This window comes from Butyricimonas sp. Marseille-P3923 (assembly GCF_900184685.1).
Taxonomy (GTDB): Bacteria; Bacteroidota; Bacteroidia; order Bacteroidales; family Marinifilaceae; genus Butyricimonas; species Butyricimonas muris.
This window is the reverse complement of the sequence record NZ_FXXL01000007.1, coordinates 1,302,667-1,325,039: the sequence shown is the minus strand read 5'-3', so window position 1 is coordinate 1,325,039 and position 22,373 is coordinate 1,302,667. Positions and strand designations below refer to the sequence as shown.

Annotated in this window: 22 protein-coding genes; 20 read left to right on the top strand and 2 right to left on the bottom strand. The window is 45.3% G+C overall.

Going from position 1 to position 22,373, the window contains the following annotated elements; genetic code table 11:
* Positions 1 to 467: 467 nt before the first annotated feature.
* The 8 genes from ettA (at position 468) to CS948_RS17030 (ending at position 9,408) form a co-directional block, all read left to right on the top strand.
* Positions 468 to 2,141, top strand: a complete 1,674-nt coding sequence (gene ettA, locus CS948_RS17065; protein ID WP_099293021.1) for an energy-dependent translational throttle protein EttA — start codon at positions 468 to 470, stop codon at positions 2,139 to 2,141.
* 12 nt (positions 2,142 to 2,153) lie between these two features.
* A complete protein-coding gene (locus tag CS948_RS17060) occupies positions 2,154 to 2,972 on the top strand; it encodes a hypothetical protein (RefSeq protein WP_141560976.1) in 819 nt (272 codons plus the stop codon).
* Positions 2,973 to 3,426: 454 nt separating this feature from the next.
* Positions 3,427 to 4,194 (top strand): polysaccharide biosynthesis/export family protein, encoded by a 768-nt coding sequence (locus tag CS948_RS17055; RefSeq protein WP_099293017.1) that lies wholly within the window; start codon positions 3,427 to 3,429, stop codon positions 4,192 to 4,194.
* A 56-nt stretch (positions 4,195 to 4,250) separates the two neighbouring features.
* Complete coding sequence (locus CS948_RS17050) at positions 4,251 to 6,569, top strand: tyrosine-protein kinase (RefSeq protein ID WP_099293015.1); 2,319 nt, start codon at positions 4,251 to 4,253, stop codon at positions 6,567 to 6,569.
* Between the two features lie 2 nt (positions 6,570 to 6,571).
* A complete protein-coding gene (locus CS948_RS17045; RefSeq protein ID WP_099293013.1) occupies positions 6,572 to 7,255 on the top strand; it encodes a tyrosine-protein phosphatase in 684 nt (227 codons plus the stop codon).
* A gap of 408 nt (positions 7,256 to 7,663) precedes the next feature.
* Entirely contained in the window at positions 7,664 to 8,491 is an 828-nt protein-coding gene (locus CS948_RS17040; protein ID WP_099293011.1) for a leucine-rich repeat domain-containing protein, read from the top strand.
* Positions 8,492 to 8,575: 84 nt separating this feature from the next.
* Entirely contained in the window at positions 8,576 to 8,764 is a 189-nt protein-coding gene (locus CS948_RS17035) for a hypothetical protein (protein ID WP_099293009.1), read from the top strand.
* A 293-nt stretch (positions 8,765 to 9,057) separates the two neighbouring features.
* Positions 9,058 to 9,408, top strand: coding sequence for an RNA-binding protein (locus CS948_RS17030; RefSeq protein ID WP_099293007.1), 351 nt, complete (start codon positions 9,058 to 9,060; stop codon positions 9,406 to 9,408).
* A 241-nt stretch (positions 9,409 to 9,649) separates the two neighbouring features.
* Here CS948_RS17030 and pgl read toward each other — a convergent pair whose 3' ends face one another.
* Entirely contained in the window at positions 9,650 to 10,351 is a 702-nt protein-coding gene (gene pgl / locus CS948_RS17025) for a 6-phosphogluconolactonase (RefSeq protein ID WP_099293005.1), read from the bottom strand.
* A gap of 106 nt (positions 10,352 to 10,457) precedes the next feature.
* Positions 10,458 to 11,795, bottom strand: a complete 1,338-nt coding sequence (locus CS948_RS17020) for an MATE family efflux transporter (protein WP_099293003.1) — start codon at positions 11,793 to 11,795, stop codon at positions 10,458 to 10,460.
* A 403-nt stretch (positions 11,796 to 12,198) separates the two neighbouring features.
* Here CS948_RS17020 and CS948_RS17015 point away from each other — a divergent pair, with 403 nt between their 5' ends.
* From CS948_RS17015 to atpB, 12 genes are all read left to right on the top strand, one after another.
* Entirely contained in the window at positions 12,199 to 12,594 is a 396-nt protein-coding gene (locus CS948_RS17015) for a hypothetical protein (RefSeq protein ID WP_099293001.1), read from the top strand.
* A gap of 189 nt (positions 12,595 to 12,783) precedes the next feature.
* The gene (locus CS948_RS21910; RefSeq protein ID WP_255302058.1) at positions 12,784 to 12,912 is read left to right on the top strand and encodes a hypothetical protein; all 129 of its coding nucleotides are present in this window, start codon (positions 12,784 to 12,786) and stop codon (positions 12,910 to 12,912) included.
* Positions 12,913 to 12,931: 19 nt separating this feature from the next.
* The gene (locus CS948_RS17010) at positions 12,932 to 13,750 is read left to right on the top strand and encodes a MotA/TolQ/ExbB proton channel family protein (RefSeq protein ID WP_099292999.1); all 819 of its coding nucleotides are present in this window, start codon (positions 12,932 to 12,934) and stop codon (positions 13,748 to 13,750) included.
* Positions 13,751 to 13,774: 24 nt separating this feature from the next.
* Positions 13,775 to 14,377, top strand: a complete 603-nt coding sequence (locus CS948_RS17005; RefSeq protein ID WP_099292997.1) for a biopolymer transporter ExbD — start codon at positions 13,775 to 13,777, stop codon at positions 14,375 to 14,377.
* A 35-nt stretch (positions 14,378 to 14,412) separates the two neighbouring features.
* Complete coding sequence (locus tag CS948_RS17000) at positions 14,413 to 15,084, top strand: biopolymer transporter ExbD (protein WP_099292995.1); 672 nt, start codon at positions 14,413 to 14,415, stop codon at positions 15,082 to 15,084.
* Positions 15,085 to 15,087: 3 nt separating this feature from the next.
* On the top strand, positions 15,088 to 15,912 hold the full coding sequence (locus CS948_RS16995; RefSeq protein ID WP_099292993.1) for an energy transducer TonB: 825 nt from the start codon (positions 15,088 to 15,090) through the stop codon (positions 15,910 to 15,912).
* A gap of 95 nt (positions 15,913 to 16,007) precedes the next feature.
* Positions 16,008 to 16,946: a PstS family phosphate ABC transporter substrate-binding protein gene (locus tag CS948_RS16990; RefSeq protein WP_176555099.1), complete on the top strand. Its 939-nt coding sequence runs from the start codon at positions 16,008 to 16,010 to the stop codon at positions 16,944 to 16,946.
* 17 nt (positions 16,947 to 16,963) lie between these two features.
* Positions 16,964 to 18,622, top strand: a complete 1,659-nt coding sequence (locus CS948_RS16985; RefSeq protein ID WP_099292991.1) for a tetratricopeptide repeat protein — start codon at positions 16,964 to 16,966, stop codon at positions 18,620 to 18,622.
* A gap of 160 nt (positions 18,623 to 18,782) precedes the next feature.
* Entirely contained in the window at positions 18,783 to 19,175 is a 393-nt protein-coding gene (locus tag CS948_RS16980) for a hypothetical protein (protein WP_099292989.1), read from the top strand.
* Between the two features lie 134 nt (positions 19,176 to 19,309).
* Entirely contained in the window at positions 19,310 to 20,818 is a 1,509-nt protein-coding gene (gene atpD / locus CS948_RS16975; protein ID WP_099292987.1) for a F0F1 ATP synthase subunit beta, read from the top strand.
* Positions 20,819 to 20,969: 151 nt separating this feature from the next.
* Positions 20,970 to 21,203 carry an ATP synthase F1 subunit epsilon gene (atpC, locus tag CS948_RS16970; RefSeq protein ID WP_099292985.1) on the top strand — a complete coding sequence of 78 codons (234 nt, stop codon included), beginning with the start codon at positions 20,970 to 20,972 and terminating at the stop codon, positions 21,201 to 21,203.
* Between the two features lie 7 nt (positions 21,204 to 21,210).
* Positions 21,211 to 22,335, top strand: a complete 1,125-nt coding sequence (atpB, locus tag CS948_RS16965) for a F0F1 ATP synthase subunit A (RefSeq protein WP_099292983.1) — start codon at positions 21,211 to 21,213, stop codon at positions 22,333 to 22,335.
* The last annotated feature ends 38 nt before the right edge of the window (positions 22,336 to 22,373 follow it).

Here is a 22,373-nt window from a genome sequence, read left to right as displayed (position 1 = left end):
TACTATTCGGGATGTGAATTTACAAATATATAATGATTTTAATATTTTGGGTAAACATTCTCTTGTTTTTTTAGTTTTAACCACAAATAATCCATCATGTGGCTAAACAGCCATATTTTGAAATGTTGCGGTTTGTTTTTGTCTAAATTATTGTTAATTATATATATTATAAATTATGATAGGGGATGTTGATGCTTTTTTTTGAAACAAATAATGAATGTGGTGTATCTTGTTGAAAATTAGTTGTTTCTTGTGTGTTGGACAGCTATTTGGTGAGGCGTTTTTTTACTTTTTCAAGTGTTGTTTTTGGAAATTTCCGGATAATAATGCAACAATTTTTATTTTGATCTCGTATAAGGTGTTAAGTATATTTTTTTAATTTGAATATATAATATACCTTTGTATCCGTTTTAAAGATAATTAGTTGTGTGTTAGAAGTGAAACATAATATAGTGTAGTTTATTGATATGGCAGACGAGAAGATTATTTTTTCCATGATGGGCGTGAGTAAGACTATACCGCCACAAAGAAAGATAATAAAGGATATTTATTTATCCTTTTTTTACGGGGCGAAGATTGGCGTAATCGGTTTGAACGGTTCGGGTAAGTCAACTTTGTTGAAGATTATCGCCGGGTTAGACCCGAATTACGAGGGTAAGGTGATTTGGTCGAAGGAACATTCTATTGGTTATTTACCCCAAGAACCTCAGCTTGACGACACGAAGACCGTGAAGGAGGTTGTGCAGGAGGGGGTGCAGCAAGTGATGGATTTGTTGAAGGAATACGAGGACGTCAACATGAAGTTTGCCGAGCCGATGAGTGACGACGAGATGGATAAGTTGATGGCTCGTCAAGGGGAACTGACCGAGTTGATTGAACACCACGGCGGTTGGGAGATCGACCAGAAGTTGGAGCGGGCTATGGACGCTTTGCGTTGTCCGGAGCCGGATGCCTTGGTGAAAAACCTGTCGGGTGGAGAAAGACGACGGGTGGCATTGTGCCGTTTGTTGTTGCAGGAACCCGATATTTTGTTGCTCGACGAGCCGACGAACCACTTGGATGCGGAGTCGGTAGAATGGTTGGAGCAGCATCTGCACCAGTATGCCGGTACTGTGATTTGTGTCACGCACGATCGTTATTTCTTGGATAACGTGGCGGGTTGGATTTTGGAGTTAGACCGGGGAGAAGGAATTCCATGGGAAGGTAACTATTCCTCTTGGTTGGAACAGAAAACGAAACGTTTGGAGCAGGAAGAGAAGCAGGCAAGCAAACGGAGAAAGACTCTGGAAAGGGAGTTGGAATGGGTGCGTATGGCGCCGAAAGCCCGTCAGGCAAAGAGTAAAGCCCGTTTGAAGGCTTACGACCGGATGATGGACGAGGATGTGAAAGAGAAAGAAGATAAACTTGAAATATTTATACCGAACGGTCCCCGCTTGGGCAACAAGGTGATCGAGGCGGCACACGTGGCTAAGGCTTACGGTGATAAAGTGCTGTTTGATGATCTGGAATTCCAGTTGCCGCCTGCCGGTATTGTCGGGGTGATCGGGCCTAACGGTGCGGGAAAGACTACTTTGTTCCGCCTGATAATGGGTGTAGAGACTCCGGATAAAGGGGATTTTGAGGTGGGACCGACGGTGAAAATCGCTTATGTGGACCAGCAGCATAAGGCTATTGATCCCGATAAAAGCGTTTATCAGGTGATTTCCGGGGGAAGCGATATGATTAATCTTGGTGGACGGGAGGTAAATGCCCGGGCTTATGTGTCCAAGTTTAATTTCTCCGGGACAGATCAGGAAAAGAAGTGCGGGGTTTTGTCCGGTGGAGAACGGAATCGCTTGCATTTGGCTTTGGCGTTGAAAGAGGATGCCAACGTGTTGTTGCTTGATGAGCCCACGAATGATATTGACGTGAACACGTTGAGGGCATTGGAGGAAGGTCTGGAAAACTTCGCGGGGTGTGCCGTGGTCGTTTCGCATGATCGTTGGTTCTTGGATCGCATTGCCACGCATATTCTGGCGTTCGAGGGCGATTCGAAGGTAGTTTATTTCGAGGGAAGTTACTCTGAATACGAGGAAAGTAAGAAGAAGCGGTTGGGGGACGTGACCCCGAAGCGTATACGATATAAAAAATTAATCGGATAAGATAACAAGACCGTGCCAAAGAAAAAAGAAAAAAAGATTGTAGATAACGGCTTTGTGCCGGGTATCTACAATTATTGCGACAGATGGTGTGAACGATGTAAATTTCAGCTTCGATGCATGAGTTACACGATGGGAAAGAAGTTGAAGGAAAAGACGAGGGTAAATTTAGGGGAGGAGATGCCTGACGACGACGAATCCGCGTTAGCCCGTCTAAAGAATATTTTTGATTCGACATTTGACGTGTTACGGGAATTGGCGGACGAGCGAGGAGTGGGAATAGAGGATATTTATTCGGCGGAGAAGGTAGACCGTGGATTCTGGGGAGAAGATTACGAGGATTTGGAGGATCAGGATGAGGAAGTGGCAAGGCAGGTGGAGAGTGAGGATATGATGAAATGTGAGCAAATCTATCATTCTTTGGCAGATAAGTGTCAAGAGGAGATTTACCAGTATTTTGAAACGGAAAAAAAGAAAGAGGGTGAGTTTCCGCGGACGCGTGAGGTGGAGGATGCTTTATTGGAGGTGAACTGGTACATGGATTTGATTCGTTCCAAGATGAAACGGGCCCTTTGCGGGTACTTCCTTTACGCGGATAAAATAAACGCCACGCAGGAAGAGGAGGATTACAACGGTTCGGCGAAAGTGACGTTATTAGCCGTTGAGATATCTTGTACGGCATGGACGGTGATACGGGATAACATATCTGACTTTGAGAGGGAGGCATCCCGTATGATTGTATTGTTGGAACAGTTAGAAAATGATATAGAGGCTTTTTTCCCTAATGCCCGTACTTTCAAGAGGCCGGGATTTGATACTTGTGATGTAGTTTGAGAGAAAATATAGTTACGTGTGCCGTTTCCATTCAAATCGGATATTAGAGTTGAGTGGGAACGGTATTATTTTTGTGAATATTTTCAAATATGTGTGTTGAATTTCTTGAAATAAAGAGCGTTTTTTGTTGTGATGTTCGTTTGTAAATGTACCGTCATAGCTTGTTTTGTTAAAAGATGTACACTTTTGGTTGATGAAAATGAATATATAAAATATGGAATATAGTTCGTAGTGTATTTAAAAAAATATATATTTGTAGCTCAATAATTGAACGATTATTAACTGTCTAAAATCACTATTCGTTATATATCCTTACTTAACTATTAGTGTTCTAGTAATCATTGAATTGTAAATAATAACTCTTGTTTTATTTGCCGCACAAATCCTCATTTGTTTAACATTCAAAAAACGTTGGTTTAATGATAGTGGAATGTTACATAAAAGAAGGAGTTATATGTTTGTGAATAAGTGGTTTGTAGTGGTAGCGAGTATGGTCGTTTGTTTTTCATGCAGTTCCAGCAAGGAGATTGTCTATTTGCAGGATGTGAAGGAAAATGAGCGACTTGAATCGGACTTCGAGTACAAGACTGTCATTCACGTTGATGATTTATTGTCAATCGTGGTTTCTTGTGATGACACGGAGGCGGCATTGCCTTTCAATACTCCTATGATTGGCTTGGGGCGGGACGTGACATCGACCAACCAACAGGTTGCTCCCGGTTATCTCGTGGATAAAGAGGGGTATATTGATTTTCCCGTGCTGGGGAAATTGCGTGTGGACGGTATTTCCCGTGTCGAGTTGTCGGAAATGCTGAAGACGAAATTAGCGATGTACTTGAAAAATCCGATAGTGACGATACATTTCCAGAATTTCAAGGTGACTGTTTTGGGCGAAGTCCGGAGTCCGGGCAGTTACAGAGTGACCAGTGAGCGAGTATCTATATTCGATGCGCTGGGCATGGCGGGGGATTTACAGATTAATGCCAAGAGAAAAAACGTGCTGATTATGCGCGAGAACGGGAAAGAGAAGACTTTTGCCCGTTTGGATTTGACTTCGGCGAATCTTGTTTATTCCCCGTTTTTTTATTTGCAGCAGAATGATGTGGTTTACGTGGAGCCTAGCAGGGGGCGTATCGCGGGAGGTAACGCGGGAACTTTTTTGCCTTACGTTTTGTCCAGTGTGTCGACCTTAGTGACGGTACTTGCGTTGATACTTAGATAGGTGAAAGGTTTTCTCCGGGTTGGTTGTATTTTTTAGTTTTAATGAAACGAGAGTGTATGAACGTGAATGGTAGTGAGGTCTATGTGCCTGAACAGGAAGAAACGATTGATTTAAGGATGTTGTTTTACAAGATTATCGCGCGGTGGCGGTGGTTTCTCGTGTCTGTGCCTTTGTGTGTGGGGGCGGTATTGATTTACTGCATGATGCAGGAACCCGTGTATAACGTGACGAGTAAAGTGATGATCAGTGACACGAAGAAAGGGGAGTTAGGCACTAGCATGATGATGAAGGAAATGGGATTTTTCCAAGGGGATAAATACGTGGAAAATGAATTGATAGAGTTGCAGTCCAAGAATTTAATGCGGGAGACGGTAGGTGATTTGGAGTTGAATATTTGTTACAGTCGTGAAAGTGTCTTGAGGGGGACAGAATTGTATAAAGATTCTCCTGTAAACGTGTTGGTTGATCGTCCCGAGTTGATAAAAGACACTTGTTTTTTCGTGACGTTGACGAGTGATACGACGATTTCGGTGACAGCCCCGGACGGGAAAGTTGTGCATGAGGGGCGTTTTTCGGAACGGATTCCGGTTGGTGATTATGCTATATCCGTGGAGAGGAGTGAGGTGTACTCCGCGGAGAAGGTGGAACGGGTACGGGTGGATTTGTATTCCTACGATTCGGCGACGAAGAATTTTTATAAGAAACTGGAGGTGGCACCTTTGGACAAGAACACGAATGCGCTTCTTTTGTCGGTTAAAGATGTCGTGCCGCAACGGGGAAAGGAGCTGATCCGGGCACTGATAGATCGTTACAACGAAAACGGGGTGGCGGACAAACAGGTTGTTTCCGCCAAGACGGTGGAGTTTATCAATGCCCGACTTGAAGTGATTAACCGGGAATTGGGCACGATAGAGGATGATGCCGAGCGTTTCAAGCGAACGAATAAGTTGACCAATCTTGCTTCTGATGCCGAGTTCGTGATGGAGCGTAAGAAATTGACGGGGACGGAATTGTTGAAGTTGCAGACCGAGTTCGATGTAGCGCGTAGCATCCGGGAGTTATTGGAAAAAAGGGAAGGGACCGAGTTCGGTTTGCTCCCCGAGAATCTGGGTATCTCGGACGAGGGGATGAATAGCGGCATATCCCGTTACAACGAAATGGTGTTGCGAAGAAATAAACTTTTGCTTAGTGCCCGGAAAGATAATCCTATCGTGACGGGATTGGATATGCAATTGCGAGAGATGAAGGAGAGTATCCGCGAGGCGGTGGGTAACGTGGAGAACGGTTTGGAAATAAAGATAAACACGTTAGAGCGGGAGAACCTTTCCGTTGACAAGCGATTGACTTCCGTGCCCGCGCAGGAAAAACAGTACCGGGCGATTGCCCGGCAGCAAGAGTTGAAAGAGAATCTTTTTCTTTTCTTGATGCAAAAGCGGGAGGAGGCGGAGATCGCTAAACTGGTGTATGTTCCGACGGCGAAGATTATCGAAGACCCCGACGCGGGAGAAGGACCGGTATCTCCCCGTAAGGCCATGTTGTTGCTGGTCGGTTTGATGCTGGGGATTGGGCTTCCCGCGGGAATCGTGTTGGTGAGGGATATGTTGGATAATAAGGTGAGGAGTATTGAAGATATCGAGAGAAATGTCAAGGTTCCTTTGTTGGGTTCATTCCCGGAGGTGACTGGGGAGAAATTAATCGCTCGGGAAGATTTCGTGCAATCGGAATCCATGCATCTGATTCGGGAAAAGCTGAATTATATGTTGCGGCAAAAGGTTTGTCCGGTGGTTATGGTTACTTCGACCATTCCCGGTGAAGGAAAGTCTTTGATCGCGGCACATTTGTCAAACGCTTACGCGAAGACGGGTAAAAAGGTGTTGTTGATGGGGTGTGATTTGCGTAATCCCAGTTTGCATAAGTTTCTGGGAGAGAATAGCACGAAAGGTTTATCCGCTTACTTGGCAGGGATAGAGGGCGACTTGGCAAGCTTGATTTGTCCGGTGGAAGAACATCTGGATGTTTTGTTCGGTGGTGCGGTACCGCCTAATCCGGTTCAATTGCTTGCCGGGGAACGGATGGGTGAATTGTTGGAAAATATGAAGCAGCGGTATGATTGTATCATACTGGATACTCCCCCGGTAGGGATGCTTGCCGAAGGGTTTGCCTTGGGCAAGTGGGCGGATGCCTGCGTGTACGTGGTGCGGGCGAATATGTTAAAAAAGGAGGCGTTAAGGTTGGTCGCCGCGATAAACGGTGAAGGACGTCTGCCCGATATGGGAATAGTGCTGAATGATTTACGTGCGGATGCGGGAGGATACGGTTACGGGTATGGCTACGGTTATGGTTACGGGTATAACAAAGAAAATGTAAACGAATAGATATGTTGTTCCTCAAGCGTCACCGGAAATTTGTTTTTGACTACAAGCGGGATGTACACTCGCACGTTTTGCCTGCTTTGGATGACGGTGTACGTACCATGGATGAAGCAATTTTGATTATTCGTCGAATGGTGGCGGCGGGTTTGTGTTGTTTGACTTGTACTCCGCATGTGGCGTTTCCTGCGTTGATGAATAGCCGCGGGGATATCGGGAGTATGTTCGTGTTATTGAAGTCGCGTCTTGTACAAGAGGGAATAGATATAGCCGTGGATATGGGAGCTGAATATCGTATGGGTGAGTTTATGTTGGGGTTATTGGAACAAAACGAGATTATTGCTTCTGCCGCGGGGGAGGTGCTGGTCGAGCATAGTTTCGTGGCTCCATCGGTACATGCGGAGGAGATTATTTTCAGACTGCGGGGTAGTGGGTACATGCCTGTGATGGCACATCCGGAGCGTTATTCTTTTTACGCGGGTAACATAGTAAAGCATTGTGAATACTTGAAGTTACTAGGGTGTAAGATTCAAGTAAACTTACTCTCGTTTGCCGGATATTACGGGAAAGAAGCACTAACGGGTGCCCGGAAATTATACGGTACGGGGTTGGTGGATTATTACGCCGGGGATATTCACAATTTGCGACAGGAGATGTTGTTGGAAAAACTAATAGGGGGAGCCTTTTTTTAATTTCTTTTTTCGAATATTACTTTTTTGAATGTTTGGGCTCCTCCTACTTCTCGTGTATCGGTCGAGGAATTTTGATTGTCTGTCGATGCTTGATTATCAGATAATAAAATATTCTCGGTTAGGAATGAAATTTTGTAATTCTTGGAAAATCTGACTATAAATAAACGATCGTTTATTTATTCGCAAAAATATTAATAATTCCGATAATCGACAATGTTAATTGGTTATTTTTTACTCCTAGTAAATAATAAGTTATAAAATTATCCATTCTCACAACACATGTTTGTTGACAATCGTAATAAACGATGGTTTATTTATTCGCTCACGGTCGGTTCGGGAGCTGGTTGCATTTATTTCTCAATGTCCAGTGAGTGTTGTTAAGATGTTGAAAATGAAAACGATAAAATAATGATGAGGAAGTGTACATTAATAACAGGGATTCTGGTATTGTTGATGATATTACGCGTGAACGCGAACGAAAGTGCAGCGGATGTTATTTCTACGGATGCCGCGGTGTTGTACACGGGTGAGGAAAGTTTTTTGATTCCGGATACGGTATTCCGGAAATTTTGTATTGAACTGGGATGTGCCGATGAAAAAGGGTACATTATTCCGGCAGAGGCCGCGAAAGTCACGTGGCTTAGTGTAGGTAGAAAAAATATCGTGTCGCTGGAAGGCATCAAGTATTTCACTTCACTGGAAAAGTTGACTTGTTATTACACTCCTCTTGCTTCGCTGGATGTATCGGGATGTAGCTCGCTAAAAGAATTGTACTGTAATCATAACGCCTCGCTTGTTTCCTTGAACGTGAACGGGTGTACGTCATTGGAGAAGTTGTATTGTTACAATACTCCGCTCGTGGAGCTGAATGTGTCGGGATGTAAGTCTTTGGTTTGCCTAAGGTGCCACGATAATACTTCCCTCGTGACGTTGTACGTGAAGGGATGTGCGGCGTTGAAAGAACTATATTGCCATAACGATCACCTCTCGGGGGTGGACTTGTCCGGGTGCACTTCGTTGAGGACTTTGTATTGTTATGGCAATTTTATTACTCGTTTGGATGCGACTGTTATGCCTGAGGGGAAGGGGTTCCGGCTTTTCTGCGGTAATCAGACCTCGGACGGTGTGACCGGACAATCTTTGGAATTGACATTGACTCCCAAGCAAAAAGAACGTTGGGATGACTACATGATATCCAACGGGAGTAATGTTCGGGTGAACGTTGCCGTGAGATGAAACATGTTTTCTCTTTTTTTCGTTTATAAGGTAGGTTATCCATGGGGTAACTCGTGAGATTTATCAACTTAAAACGGAGGTATTATGAAGGAGAAAGAGAAAAATGATCGGGAGAATGAAGGGAAGAAAGTGAATCGGCACGCGGAGAAGAATATCCCTTCCAAGCAGGACAAGAGTTGGGTAGGAGAAAACCAGATGCCACAACGACAATTTGACAAGACCGAATTAGAGAGAGAGAAAGGCGACGGTTTAAAGAGAAAATGCAAAAAATAAATCGTTTTATCGTCTTTATCAGGTTGGGCTAAAATAGGTCTGTAAAGTCGATAAAGGCTTGAATTACGGTGTTTTATCCGAAAATATTTATACTTGATTGACTTTATAGACTTTTTTTTCTTGTAGTATTGTTTGTTTGAATAATTATTGTAAATTTGCAGTGATATTTGAGTTTTGATTTGATTACAGAGTGTTTGCCTTTCATCGTATTTTAAATGTATCGTTAAGCAGACTTTCCTTAGGCAATTATTCAACCTCAAAAGCATTTATTAATTATTTTAAAGTTTGTATTAATGAACATTTACATTTCAAATCTAAGTTACGAAGTGAGTGACAGTGACTTAAAAGAATTATTCGAGGAATACGGTGAAGTTTCTTCAGCAAAAGTAATCATGGACAGAGAGACCGGACGTTCAAGAGGTTTTGGTTTCGTGGAAATGTCTGACGATGTACAAGGACAAAAAGCTATCGACGAGTTGAACCAAGCTGAATATGACGGCAAGGTAATCAGCGTGAACGTGGCTAAACCGAGAACGGACAGACCTGCCGGAAATCGCGGTGGTTTTAACCGTGGCGGTGGTGGCGGACGTGATCGTCGCAGCGGAAACGGTGGCGGCGGACGTAGCTTCGAGAGAAGATACTAATTTGTCATTGGGACAAGATATATTAATAAACGGTAGCGGAAGTTACCGTTTATTTTTTGTGGAAATAGTAGTGTTCCTCCCTGTTTCCGTTGATATTCTGTTGAGGAACTATTCAAGAAAGAATTCAATGCGGGTATAGTATCAAATCAAAAACGTTTCAAAGACGCTCGTGAACGTCTTTGAAACGTCTTTGTATCGAAGGTGAAACGTCTTTGTTCCCTTATTACCCCCTATTCTCTTCCTATATACTTACTTCTCTATCCGTGAAAACCATTACCGCGGGTGAATGGGCGAGGATATATGACGCGGGGTATTCTTTTGCCTTGCGGATGATTTGTTCCATGATTTCCTGTTTTTCTTTACCGATAACGGGAACCAGTATAGCGGAACTTTTCAAGATAACGGTTCCGGTCATGGTGATGCGTTGTTGTCCCGTGATAGGGTGTTGGGATACGGCATATACGCGACGATCCGTGAGCAAGTTCATGTCATTGGGGAATATGGAAGCCACGTGTCCGTCCGTGCCTACACCGAGGATAACACAATCGAAACGGGGTGCGGTGGAATAACCCGGAAGTTCCCATTTTACCATTTCCGAGTAGCGTTCCGCTTCAACCTTGGGTTCTTGTTCTCCCCAGATACGGTGAATATGGTTCGCGGGTATCTCCAGCGGGATAAATAGCAACTGATCGGCATGCTTGTAGTTGCTTTCGTCCTCGTCCGGCGCCACGCAACGTTCATCCACCCAGTAGAAACGAATGTTGTTCCACGGGATAATTTCTTTGTATTCTTTTACCCATAACTTGAACAGCGCTTGTGCCGTGCTACCCCCGGACAGAGCCAAGTGGAAAGGCTTTGACTTACTTTTTTTTATCACCGCGACAAGCGCTTCGCTGGTTGCACGCAACGCTTCTTCCGGTGTTTTATAAGTTTCTATTTTCATGATATATGGTTATATGTCTTAGTATAATTTATGCATTTTATACGATGCAAGTTACATTTTATTCGTGATTAAAGCAATAATTTTGCCTTGAAAGCTTGAAAAAATCTTAACGTGACATCATTTGTCGGCAGCTTTTGTTGAAACGGCGGATAAAGAGAGCCGCCGCGAACATAAGACCACCACAGAATCCGGAGAGTAGTCCGGGAGCCCCGAAGTCGAGTAAAATACCCGTGACGTAGGCGAGCGGGACGGCAACAAAGACATAGGAGATGAAAGCGTATATCATGGGGCGTTTCACGTCGGTGATACCTCTTAACGCGCCGAGAGCGGTAACCTGTAGCCCGTCGAATATTTCGAAAACCGCGACGACGTAGAAAAGGCGGCGTGCCACTTCAATCACTTCCCGGTCGGGCGTGAAGACGGCAGCGATTTGAGCCCCGAAAAGAGCGTAGATAATGGCCGCTCCCGTCATAAAGACCACGGAAAGACGAAAAGCCGCGTGAGCGTGACGGCGCATCTTGGCGAAATTATGACGCCCGAATTCGTGGCTGATAAGTATAGTGGAAGCCCCGGCAATCCCACTGGATATCATGAAGGTGAGATTAATCATGGATAACGCTATCTGGTTGGCGGCAAGGGGCACCGTGCCCAGCCAACCCATCATGACCGTGATGAGGCTGAGGGAGAGAAATTCGACGACCATTTGTCCGGCGATGGGGTAACCCACTTGCAGGAGTTGTTTTATTTTGCGTCCGCTGACATTTGTCCGGCGGAAGAACTGAAAGACGGTGGCGTGTATGGCGGAGCGGCGTGTATAAAAGAGAAATACCGCGGGCATCATGGTTCTTGATATCAAGGTTGCCAGTCCGGCTCCCGCTACCCCCAGATTCGGGGCACCGAGTTTACCGTATATGAACATGTAGTTGAGAATGATATTCATGACGTTGCATGATATCGTGATGACCATGGCCACTTTCGTGTTACCGATGCCTTCCATGTATTGTTTGAATGTCATGAAGAGGATGAAGGGAATGACCGACAGGGAGGTTAGTATGTAATAGCCTTTACTTAACGCGATCACTTCCTCGGGTTGTCCCATCATGGATAAAAAAGGCATAAGAGAGAAGAGAAAGGCGGTGAGCAAGAGTGATACCGCAGTGTTCACCAGAAGTGAGTTCTGGAAGAATCCCGCCACCCGTTCGCTGTCGTTCTGGGCATGTGCCTGTCCGACGAGGGGAGTGAGTCCCGTGGCGATACCCATCCCGACGACCATCGTGTTCATGATGATGATACCGGCAAGGGATACTGCCGCCAGTTCGGGAGCGCCGAGACGCCCGACCATGATGTTGTCCGCCATTTGCACCACCGCTTGTCCCGCCAGCGAGAGCATGATGGGGAAGGCGATACGGACGTTGTCTTTGTAATATGATGAACTGATTTTCATGCCTTTTTGTAAACGGGGGCAAAGGTACGATTTAGTTTGTAAAGTTCATAACGTCACGGGAGAATAACACGCCCGAAAACCGGGGGCGGTCGGCGGGGAAACGGTGGAGTTATTCTGAAGTTCTCCTGCAGTTCTCCTGCAGTTATTCTAACGGGGTTAGAATAACTGTAACTTATCTATTGTTTAACTCTAGGATAGAGTGCAGGTCTACACGAGGGATGGGCATCGCTTATGGAAGGGGAAATCGGGAGAAAAATAGTTGAGAAAAGTGAAACAAATGTAACCGCCCTTGTCGTATAAAAAGGTATAAGACTAAATTTTAAGTAATTTAACCTTAATATTAAGCTAAATAATTTGCGAAGATGAAATAAGTATCTATCTTTGGATATATTAAACGAGAGAAATGAAGAAGACAGTATTTCAATATTTTTCACTGTTACTTTTGCTTTTGGCAATCGGGGTAAGCGCCTTTGGAGAAACTGATTCCAAAGGGGAGAAGCCCGTGCCGACAGTTCCGGGTACGGAGCAGTCGCGGGACGATTCCAAGGTTGCCACTTCTTCCGCGGACCGACATGGTGCTTTCGAACGCACGTTGGTTTTTTCCAGTCAGCAGATCGCGAACGGAAGTAGTCGGGAGCAACAAATCTCGTTCTCTATTTATCGCAAAATCCAATTAGCGTATCACAAGTCAGAGTATGGTATTCGGGTAGAACGTTCCATTGAAAGTTTTTCCGAATTGTTGGGTATTCGTTATATACAGGGATTCTACCTGTTCGACTTGTGTAAAATCGTCATTTAGCCACACGTAAGTCAAGTATGTCCGTGCCATGTCATTGTGGTACAGGTGTTTCGTATGCCTGTATAAAATGATAAAAGAGGGTGCTATGTACTGTTGTACAGATGTTTAGTGTGAAATCGGTATTCATGTAAGGATACGGACAGGTCCTTTACACCCTATTATTTTCAATTATTTTAAAGAGATTGACTTATGGAAACTACAAGTACAAAAATGAGTGATAAGATTACAAAGTCTGCATTATTCCAAACGTTATACCCGATCGTGGTTATGCTTATCGTTTTCGGGTTGGTATTCCTTGCTTTATATTGCGCGTTATAAATATTAAAATACATTAGACATGAAAAAGACTGCAACATCTACAAAGGGGGCAAAGAGAAATTTAGGTATTTCTGCTTTCCCGATAATCATTCTGTGTTTTATTCTTGCAATGATTATTTATCATTTCGTTTATGGAAATCCGGCTAATTTTATAAACAATGACCCGAACAATCACCCGTTACCCGGAAATCTCTTGGGTACGATATATAAGGGAGGGGTAATCGTGCCGATTATACAGACTTTATTATTCACGGTCTTGACGTTGAGCGTTGAACGTATGATCGCTTTACGCAAGGCGAAAGGGAAAAAGAATCTTCAGCAATTCGTGACCAAAGTGAAAGGTCAACTGGAAAGCGGGGATATCGAAGGAGCCCGTAAAGCGTGTGATGAACAGAAAGGAACGGTGGCGAATGTTATAAAGTCATCGCTTTCTACTTACACGCAGGTCGACGGTTGTGATACTTTGACGAAAGAAGAGAAGCAACTCGCGGTGCGAAAAGACTTGGAAGAGGCTACCATGCTGGAGTTGCCTACCATGGAGCAGAATCTGGGGGTTATCGCCACGATTACCACGCTGGGAACTTTGATGGGGCTGCTCGGTACGGTTATCGGTATGATCAAGTCGTTTGCCGCCTTGTCCTCTGCCGGGGGTACGGATTCTATCGCTTTGTCGACAGGTATTTCGGAAGCGTTGGTAAATACCGCGTTCGGTATTGCCACGGGGGCTTGCGCTGTTATCGCTTACAATTTCTTTACAAGTAAGATAGACGGTATCACGCATAGTATTGATGAAATCGGTGCTTATATCGTGCAAACATTCACGGTGAAGAACAGATAGTTTGAACCTTTAAACACACGAGTTATGAGTCAGAAGATAAAGAAGAAATCGACGTTTATCGACATGACCGCCATGAGTGACGTGACGGTGCTGTTGCTAACGTTCTTCATGCTGACCTCGACGTTTATCCAAAAGGAACCGGTGAAGGTGAATCCGCCGCAGTCGGTTTCGGAGATCAAGATTCCCGATGCAAATATCGTTTCTATACTGGTGGAACCCTCGGGAAAGGTGTTTATGGGGTTGGATAAGCCACAAGACAGAATGGAAGTTTTGAAGAAAATGGGCGAAAGTTACCAGATCGAGTTTACTAATGATGAGTTGAAGAAGTTTAGTTTGTGTAACTCTTTCGGGGTTCCGATTCAAGGAATGAAGCAATTTCTCGCGTTATCGCCCGAAGATCAGGATAAAGTGTTGATGAATTACGGTATTCCTTGCGATAGCACGAATAACCAGTTTAAATCGTGGATGCAGTTTGCCCGCGAGGTGAACAAGGATTTGGTGATCGCGATCAAGGCAGACCAAAGTACACCTTATCCGCTGATAAAGGATATTATGGCGACGTTGCAGGATTTGCGGGAGAACAGGTACAACCTGATAACCTCTTTGCGAAATATGCCTAATGTATGACCGGGTTGGACGTGTTAATTTGAAACGATAAGATTATGGCAGAGATACAAGATAACGGAGGCGGAGAACGCAAGAAAGGTAAACAGAAGAAGTTTAGTATCCGCGTGGATTTTACTCCCATGGTGGATATGAATATGCTGTTGATAACTTTCTTTATGCTCTGTACTTCCATGAGTAAGCCCCAGACAATGGAAATCAGTATGCCCCGGAAGGATTTGTTGAACGAGCAGGAGCAGAACAAGGTGAAGGCTTCGAAGGCGATGACCATTTTGTTGGGAAAGGAGGGAAAGGTGTACTATTATATGGGAGAACCGGATTACGAGAATCCCGATATGGTGCAGGAAACAGACTTTTCCCCGAACGGGTTGAGAGCGATTTTGCTGGGACGCAACCAGATCGTGATGCAAAAGATCCGGGAGTTGAAACAGAAAAAGGAGAATCTGGAAATCACGAACGAGGAGTACTTGAAAGAGTCCGCCGAGATTCGGAAAGAGAAAGATTCGCCTGTAATATTGATTAAGGCGACGGATTTCGCTAACTATAAGAACCTGATTGACGTGCTTGACGAGATGCAGATATGCAATATCGGTCGTTACGCGATCATGGATGTTACACAGGGCGATTTACGCTTGTTACAGGATAAAACGCACGACGGGTACGCCGATGATTTGAAGGAGGTTATCGAGTACCGGGAGTTAAAACAGTAAGGTATGGCAAAAGATATTCATATAAATTCGATTGAATGGTGCGACCTCGTGTTTGCCGGGAAGAATAAAGATTACGGCGCTTACGAATTGCGTAAGCAGTCGTCCCGGCGGCATCTGACAGCTTATATAGTGATTATAGGCTGTGTCGTACTGGCAATGGTACTTCCTGCCTTCATTCGTTTTCTTACCCCGGTGAAGGCGGAGGAAAAGATGGTAGCGGTGACCGAGCTTTCTAATTTGAAGATGGAGTTACCGGAGGTGAAGGAAGAGAATAAGATCGTGGCGGTGAACGTGCCGCCTCCGCCTACATTGAAGACGACAATCAAGTTTACCGCTCCCGTGATCAAAAAAGACGAGGAGGTGAACGAGGCGGACGAGATGAAGACACAGGAGGAGGTGAATCAGGCGAAAGCGGCTATTTCCGTGGCGGACGTGAAGGGAAATGATGACGAGAACGGTCAGGATATTGCTGATTTGGAAGATCACAAATTGATCGTGGCGAGTGATGACGAGGTATTTCAAGTCGTGGAACAAGCCCCGGAATACCCGGGAGGTATGGCCGCCTTGATGAAATGGATCGGTAAAGAGATCCGTTACCCGTCTATTGCCCAAGAAATGAACATCGCGGGAAAGGTTATCGTGCAGTTTGTTATCGGGCGTGATGGTTCGGTGCGCGATGTGCAGGTCATTCGTTCCGTTGATCCTTCGTTGGATCAAGAAGCTATCCGAGTCGTGAAAGCGATGAAGAAATGGATTCCCGGTAGACAGCGGGGAGAAGCTGTATCCGTAAGATTCACGTTGCCGATATCATTTAAATTGCAACAATAAGCAATTGAAAATTGAAAATGGAGAATTGAAAATGAACTCCTTGCTTGGTTTTGGGCTCGATTTAAAATGGAGTGGGGAGATAAATTAATTAAGTTATGAATATTCGAATCGGCTTTTGGCTCTTGTTACTGGTGTCCCTTGGGGCTTGTAAAGGAAAGACATCAAGTGTACAGGAAACCTTGTTCAGCGGGGTGATCCGGGTTGCTGTCGATGAAACGTTATCTCCCTTGGCCGAGGAAGCTATTAACGTTTTTGAGGCGCAATATAATCAGGCGGGTGTAATACCACTTTACACGAGTGAAGTGGAAGCGATCAATTTGCTGTTACGTGATAGTGTGCGGTGGGTTTTGGCTACACGACCACTGACGGAAAACGAATTAGAGTCATTCCACAGCAAGAAGTTTTTTCCGGAGTCGGTGAAGGTAGCCACTGATGGGATAGCCTTGATCGTGAACAGGCAAAATGCCGATTCGATATTCAATTTGGCTCTGTTGCAAAAGATATTTACCGGGGAGATTACCCGTTGGGAGGAGATTGCCCCGGGGGCCCGCGCGGGAGAGATACAGGTGGTTTTCGATCACCCGAATTCAAGCACCGTGAGGTACGCGATTGATTCGATTTGCGGGGAGGGGCAGTTGTCCGAGCGTTGTCACGCGGCAGGGACGAACCGGAAGGTGATTGATTACGTGGCACGTACCCGTGGTGCTTTGGGGGTAATAGGTGTGAACTGGATCAGTGATGACAGGGATTCGCTTTGTCGCGATTTTCTCGACGAGATACAGGTGGCACGCGTGAGTCGTGCCGATCGACCGACGTACGGGAATAGTTACCAGCCTTACCAGTATTATCTCTATACCGGACAGTATCCCTTGCGACGGGATATTTATATTTTGCTGAATGATCCCCGGAGTGTTTTGCCCACGGGATTGACTTCTTTTTTCTCCGGTTCGCGGGGACAGCGTATCGTGTTGAAGGCCGGCTTGCTACCGGCAACGATGCCCGTGAATATCGTGAACGTGAGAGAACAAATCTAACCATAAATTTGAAGACGATGAATACAAAATGGATATTATACGGACTGTTCTTTTCGCTCCTTTCCATGAGCGTGAAGGCGGCAGATAACAGGGTAGGGATAGATCTCTACGAGTCGGGAATGACCGGTGCGGCAAAAGTGTTTTTTCTGGATAATCTGCCGACGCTGACGGATAATGTACGGCAGGCTGAGGCGTGTTATTACCTCGGGGAATGTTATCTGACGCTAGGGCGGAGGGATTCTGCCGGTTTTTATTACGATAAAGGCGTGGGATTGCAACCGGATTACCCGTACAATCGGGTGGGACAGGCAAGTCTGAAGTTGAATGACGATCCTTCCGGCGCGGAGGCTTTATTGAAGGATGCCCTCGGAACGAAAGGGTATAAGAAAGACGCTACCCTGCAAATCGCTATCGCGAGGGCTTACTTGCACGCCGGTGATGCCGCGAAGGCGATGGAGCACGTGAATAAGGCAAAAGAGTTGGATGACAAGAGCGGTTTGCCCTACCTCGTGGAAGGCGACATTCTGGTGATGCAGGGACATACCGGGGATGCTTGTGCCAAGTACGAGTCGGCTACTTATTTTTCTCCGGATTGTCTGGGGGCTTATTTGAAGCAGGCACAGATATATATGTCCACCAATCGTTCGCTTTCTCTCGAGAAGTTGAATAAAGTGCGCGAGATATCGCCCGATTTTTGCGGGGCTTACTGTTCCTTGGGAGAATTGCACGAGATGTCCGGAAACAGTAAGGCGGCGGCAGAGAATTATACTAAGTTTATCCGTTCGGGGTATTACGACACGGAGAATTTGCTTCGTTACGCGGGGATATTGTATTTCGACAAGCAATATGCCGGGATGTTGCCCGTGCTGGAACAAGTGTTGAATGAACGACCGGATAATTTAGTGGCGAAACGGTTGTACGCGTACTGTCTGGCGAAGCGGGAAGACGGGGAGAAGTGTTTGCAGGCTATCCGGCATTTTATAGAGTCAACCCCGGAAGAGCATCAGATTTATCAGGATTTCCTGTGTTATGCCGAGCAATTGGAGGCAAACAAGAATTACAATGATGCCGTGGTGTTTTACGAGAAGGCTTTGCAAACGGATGCCAAACATCAAGAGTTGAACAAGGAAATCGCGGATATTTTCGCGAAGACCAATCAATTGGATTCGGCCGTGGTATATTACAATCGTTATATTGATTATGCTGGAGAGGCGTCGGCGGAAGATTTATTGAAATTGGGCAAATGCTATTATAACATGGCTTGCCGGGATTCCGTTGTTGACGAACAGAAAGCGGAACTCGTGAAAGCCGATAGTTTGTTTGCCGCATTGAGTGACAAGGTGCCGAGTAGTTACGTGGGATATTTCTGGCGGGCACGCGTTAATTCGATGCTCGATCCGGAAACCTTGGAAGGGTTGGCAAAACCTTATTACGAGAAAGTGGTAGAAATAGGACTGTCGAACACGGAACGTTATAAACGGGAACTGATAGAGAGTTACAAGTATCTGGGGTATTACCATTACGTTGTTGCCGATGCTATCACGACGAAAAATAATGGAAATCCCGATTCGGCAAAAGGTGAATACGAGGAAGCAAAGGAGTTTTTCTCTAAGGTGCTGGCGTTGGATGCCAAGGACGAGATTGCTTTGAAGGCACTGGAAAGTATAAAACTTTAATAATTTTAGATTTAGTGATTTTAGATTGAGTAAAACGACTCGTGCAAGTTGCACATAGCTTTCCCCGAGGAGTGGATGCGGGTAAGTCTTTTTTTTTCCACCGTTGGGGTGTTTTGGTATGGAAATTGCACTATATCCCACAGAACAATAAAAAGGAAATATGAAGTTTTGGTTGAAAATATTGTCTGTCGTTATTATAACGTTTTGTTTCGGGATAAATGTTTTGTCCGGGGAGAACACGTTTGAAGGACGTACGGAGAACAGGACGGAGTATTTCGCTTCTACCCGGTTGGACGGGGAATTTACTTTGAGCGATTTGGCAAGAACCTACGATTTCGTTGGTGGTGCGTTTATTCTATCCGCATCAATTGATTTACCGGGCGATACGGGTATTGAAAAAGAAAAAAGAGGTGGTTTGTCTAAACTGCTCTCGTGCCATGATTCGGTCTTGAAGTCACATCACATTATTTGTCGGGAAAAATTCCGAGAATATTTATTCACAAAGCATGTCCATGGATTTTATATCTATCGGATAGGTCGTTTGGTTATTTAGCGGTATTGCCGGGATATATTCTCTCGTGCAAGGGAGAAAAAAAGCGTGTAGAAAGTTTGTTGGAAAGAAACTTTCCCGGTAAATATACGTTAAAGTTAAAAGTAAGCATTTAAAGAACGTTTAAATTATATATTATGAGACAGAATGTCGGGTACGTGACGCAAGTGATTGGTCCTGTCGTGGACGTGATTTTCGAGAATGACGGGGGAGATTTGCCACCTATTTACGAGGCGCTTGAAATCGAGCGGGACAATGGAGCCAAGTTGATTGTCGAGGTTGAACAGCACGTGGGTGAAGACACGGTGCGCTGCGTGGCAATGGATACGACGGACGGGTTGTATCGCGGGATGAAAGTGGTTGACTTGGGGCGGACGTTGACGATGCCCACGGGCGATCAGATTAAGGGACGTCTGTTGAACGTGACGGGTGATGCTATTGATTATCTGTCCCCGTTGGAATACAAAGATACGCTTTCCATTCACCGGGAAGCCCCGAAATTCGAGGATTTGTCCATACAGGAAGAATTGTTATTGACGGGTATCAAGGTGATCGATTTACTGGAACCTTATTCCAAAGGGGGGAAAATCGGTTTGTTCGGTGGTGCCGGTGTCGGTAAAACCGTGTTAATCATGGAAATGATCAATAATATAGCCAAGGGACATAACGGGTATTCCGTGTTTGCTGGAGTCGGTGAACGTACGCGTGAGGGGAATGACCTTTTGCGGGAGATGATCGAGTCGGGTGTTATTAATTACGGCGACAAGTTCAAGGAGGAAATGGCTCAAGGCAAATGGGATTTGGAAAGCGTGGACATGGATAAAGTGCGGGAATCACAGGCCACGCTCGTGTTCGGGCAGATGAACGAGCCCCCCGGGGCACGTTTGCGGGTGGCTTTGTCGGGATTGACCGTGGCGGAGATGTTCCGGGATTCGAATGAAGGCGGTAAGGAGATATTGTTCTTTATTGATAATATATTCCGTTTCACGCAAGCGGGTTCGGAAGTTTCGGCGTTGCTGGGACGTATGCCGTCGGCGGTGGGCTATCAACCCACGTTGGCATCGGAGATGGGTAAATTGCAGGAGCGCATCACTTCGACGAAAAACGGTTCGATTACATCTATTCAAGCTATTTACGTGCCGGCGGACGACTTGACTGACCCCGCTCCGGCGACGACATTCAGTTTCTTGGATGCGACCACGGTATTGAGCCGTAAGATCACAGAATTGGGTATTTATCCGGCAGTGGACCCCTTGGAATCGAATTCACGTATTCTTGACCCGGCTATCGTGGGTGAAGAACATTATCACACGGCGCAGAGGGTTATCGAATTGTTGCAGCATTATAACGAGTTACAAGATATTATTGCCATATTGGGAGTGGATGAGTTGTCGGATTCGGATAAGATTGTCGTGGCTCGTGCCAGACGGGCGCAACGTTTCTTGTCACAACCATTCCATGTGGCGGAGCAATTCACGGGTATTCCGGGTGTGATGGTTCCACTGGAGGAAACTATTCGCGGGTTCAAGATGATTTTGGATGGCGATATGGACGAGTACCCTGAACAAGCCTTTATGAACGCCGGAACGATTGACGACGTGATCAAGAAAGGAAAAGAGATGATGGAGAAAGCGAAAAGCAATTGAAAATTGAAAGTTGAAAATTGAAAATGAAATGAACGATGATAGGGGAGGTGCCCGAAGAGCGGAGGAGTTCAATTTAAAATCTAAAATCTAAAATCAAAAGCGTTCGCTCGTGCGGCTGTAATCTAAAATCATAAATCTAAAATTAATCAGGATGGTTTTAAGAATAGTATCTCCGGAAAAAGTGCTTTATAAAGGTGAAGTGCAAATGGTGAAACTACCCGGTACGGTGGGACAGTTCACGGTATTGGAGCATCACGCCCCGTTAGTGTCCACGTTGACAGCGGGAAAGCTGGTTTACCGGGGGGCGAGCGGGGAGAAGGGAATTGATATAAAAGGAGGAGTCGTGGAGGTGCGGGATAACAACGTGGTGGTATGTATAAATTGATAAACGAATGAAAGGTTATGCAAGACATATATTGACGGTATTCTTTTCGCTGACGGTGGCTTTGAACGTGTCCGCACGGGAGGTTGTTGCCGTGAATGATACACTGACAACGGAAGATGAAATTGTTGCTCGGGTGGATTCGCTGGGGCAGGAAGTCGAGGAAGAAGCGAAAGCGTTTAACCCGAAAGAAACCATTTTCGAGCACCTTGGTGATGAATACGGTTGGAATATCGTGGGGCGTGTGACTCTTCCATTGCCCGTGATTGTTAGGGGAATAGACGGAAGTTGGCACGTGTTCAGTTCCACGCGTCTGGAGAACGGGAAGGAATACGAGGGATTTTATATCGCCCGCGAGGGAACTCACGAGGGGAAGATTGTCGCCACGGACGCGACGGGAAACGTGTATCGTCCGTATGATTTCTCTATCACGAAAAACGCGTTTTCTATCATGATAAGCGCTTTGATTACCATGTTAATCGCCTTTTCGTTGGTGCGTTATTACCGGAAAAACAAATACAAAGCCCCTAGAAAGGGTGTCGGTTCAATCGAGATGGTCGTGGAGATGTTGTACAAAGAGGTTATCGTGAGCGTGTTGGGAAAAGAGGCGAGAAAATACGCGCCTTATCTACTGACATTGTTTTTCTTTATATTCATCTCTAACTTGATGGGATTGGTTGCGTTCTTCCCCGGGGGAGCAAATGTAATGGGAAATATGTCTATCACGCTTGTACTGGCAGTTTGTACCTTTGTCGTGGTGAACGTGTCGGGAACGAAGGAATACTGGAAAGAGATTTTCTGGCCGGATGTACCGTTCGCGTTGAAATGTCCGGTGCCCTTGTTGCCGATAATCGAGATTTTCGGGGTATTCACGAAACCTATCGCTCTTATGATTCGTCTTTTCGCGAATATGCTGGGAGGACACTTGATAGTACTGGTATTGATTTCGTTGATATTCATGTTCGGCGTGATGGGGCAGGTGGTTGTCGGGGTGACAACGATATTCTCGGTACTGTTTGCGGTGTTTATGAACTTGATACACGTGTTGATCGGATTTATCCAAGCGTACGTGTTTATGTTACTGTCGACGATATTTATCGGGTTAGCGAGAGTGAAGCGATTGAGTGATTTATAATAGAATAATTTGAATCAATAAATCTAAAATAAATAAGG

What these genes read in the sequence shown, in the direction of transcription:
- CS948_RS16980 (WP_099292989.1), top strand. Translation starts at nt 18,783, where the DNA reads ATGAAGTTTTGGTTGAAAATATTGTCTGTCGTTATTATAACGTTTTGT.
- CS948_RS17005 (WP_099292997.1), top strand. Translation starts at nt 13,775, where the DNA reads ATGAGTCAGAAGATAAAGAAGAAATCGACGTTTATCGACATGACCGCC.
- CS948_RS17055 (WP_099293017.1), top strand. Translation starts at nt 3,427, where the DNA reads ATGTTTGTGAATAAGTGGTTTGTAGTGGTAGCGAGTATGGTCGTTTGT.
- CS948_RS17020 (WP_099293003.1), bottom strand. Translation starts at nt 11,795, where the DNA reads ATGAAAATCAGTTCATCATATTACAAAGACAACGTCCGTATCGCCTTC.
- CS948_RS17015 (WP_099293001.1), top strand. Translation starts at nt 12,199, where the DNA reads ATGAAGAAGACAGTATTTCAATATTTTTCACTGTTACTTTTGCTTTTG.
- CS948_RS17040 (WP_099293011.1), top strand. Translation starts at nt 7,664, where the DNA reads ATGATGAGGAAGTGTACATTAATAACAGGGATTCTGGTATTGTTGATG.
- ettA (WP_099293021.1), top strand. Translation starts at nt 468, where the DNA reads ATGGCAGACGAGAAGATTATTTTTTCCATGATGGGCGTGAGTAAGACT.
- CS948_RS17045 (WP_099293013.1), top strand. Translation starts at nt 6,572, where the DNA reads ATGTTGTTCCTCAAGCGTCACCGGAAATTTGTTTTTGACTACAAGCGG.
- CS948_RS17050 (WP_099293015.1), top strand. Translation starts at nt 4,251, where the DNA reads ATGAACGTGAATGGTAGTGAGGTCTATGTGCCTGAACAGGAAGAAACG.
- CS948_RS16985 (WP_099292991.1), top strand. Translation starts at nt 16,964, where the DNA reads ATGAATACAAAATGGATATTATACGGACTGTTCTTTTCGCTCCTTTCC.
- CS948_RS17010 (WP_099292999.1), top strand. Translation starts at nt 12,932, where the DNA reads ATGAAAAAGACTGCAACATCTACAAAGGGGGCAAAGAGAAATTTAGGT.
- CS948_RS16990 (WP_176555099.1), top strand. Translation starts at nt 16,008, where the DNA reads ATGAATATTCGAATCGGCTTTTGGCTCTTGTTACTGGTGTCCCTTGGG.
- pgl (WP_099293005.1), bottom strand. Translation starts at nt 10,351, where the DNA reads ATGAAAATAGAAACTTATAAAACACCGGAAGAAGCGTTGCGTGCAACC.
- CS948_RS17000 (WP_099292995.1), top strand. Translation starts at nt 14,413, where the DNA reads ATGGCAGAGATACAAGATAACGGAGGCGGAGAACGCAAGAAAGGTAAA.
- CS948_RS17030 (WP_099293007.1), top strand. Translation starts at nt 9,058, where the DNA reads ATGAACATTTACATTTCAAATCTAAGTTACGAAGTGAGTGACAGTGAC.
- CS948_RS21910 (WP_255302058.1), top strand. Translation starts at nt 12,784, where the DNA reads ATGGAAACTACAAGTACAAAAATGAGTGATAAGATTACAAAGTCTGCA.
- atpC (WP_099292985.1), top strand. Translation starts at nt 20,970, where the DNA reads ATGGTTTTAAGAATAGTATCTCCGGAAAAAGTGCTTTATAAAGGTGAA.
- CS948_RS17035 (WP_099293009.1), top strand. Translation starts at nt 8,576, where the DNA reads ATGAAGGAGAAAGAGAAAAATGATCGGGAGAATGAAGGGAAGAAAGTG.
- CS948_RS16995 (WP_099292993.1), top strand. Translation starts at nt 15,088, where the DNA reads ATGGCAAAAGATATTCATATAAATTCGATTGAATGGTGCGACCTCGTG.
- atpB (WP_099292983.1), top strand. Translation starts at nt 21,211, where the DNA reads ATGAAAGGTTATGCAAGACATATATTGACGGTATTCTTTTCGCTGACG.
- atpD (WP_099292987.1), top strand. Translation starts at nt 19,310, where the DNA reads ATGAGACAGAATGTCGGGTACGTGACGCAAGTGATTGGTCCTGTCGTG.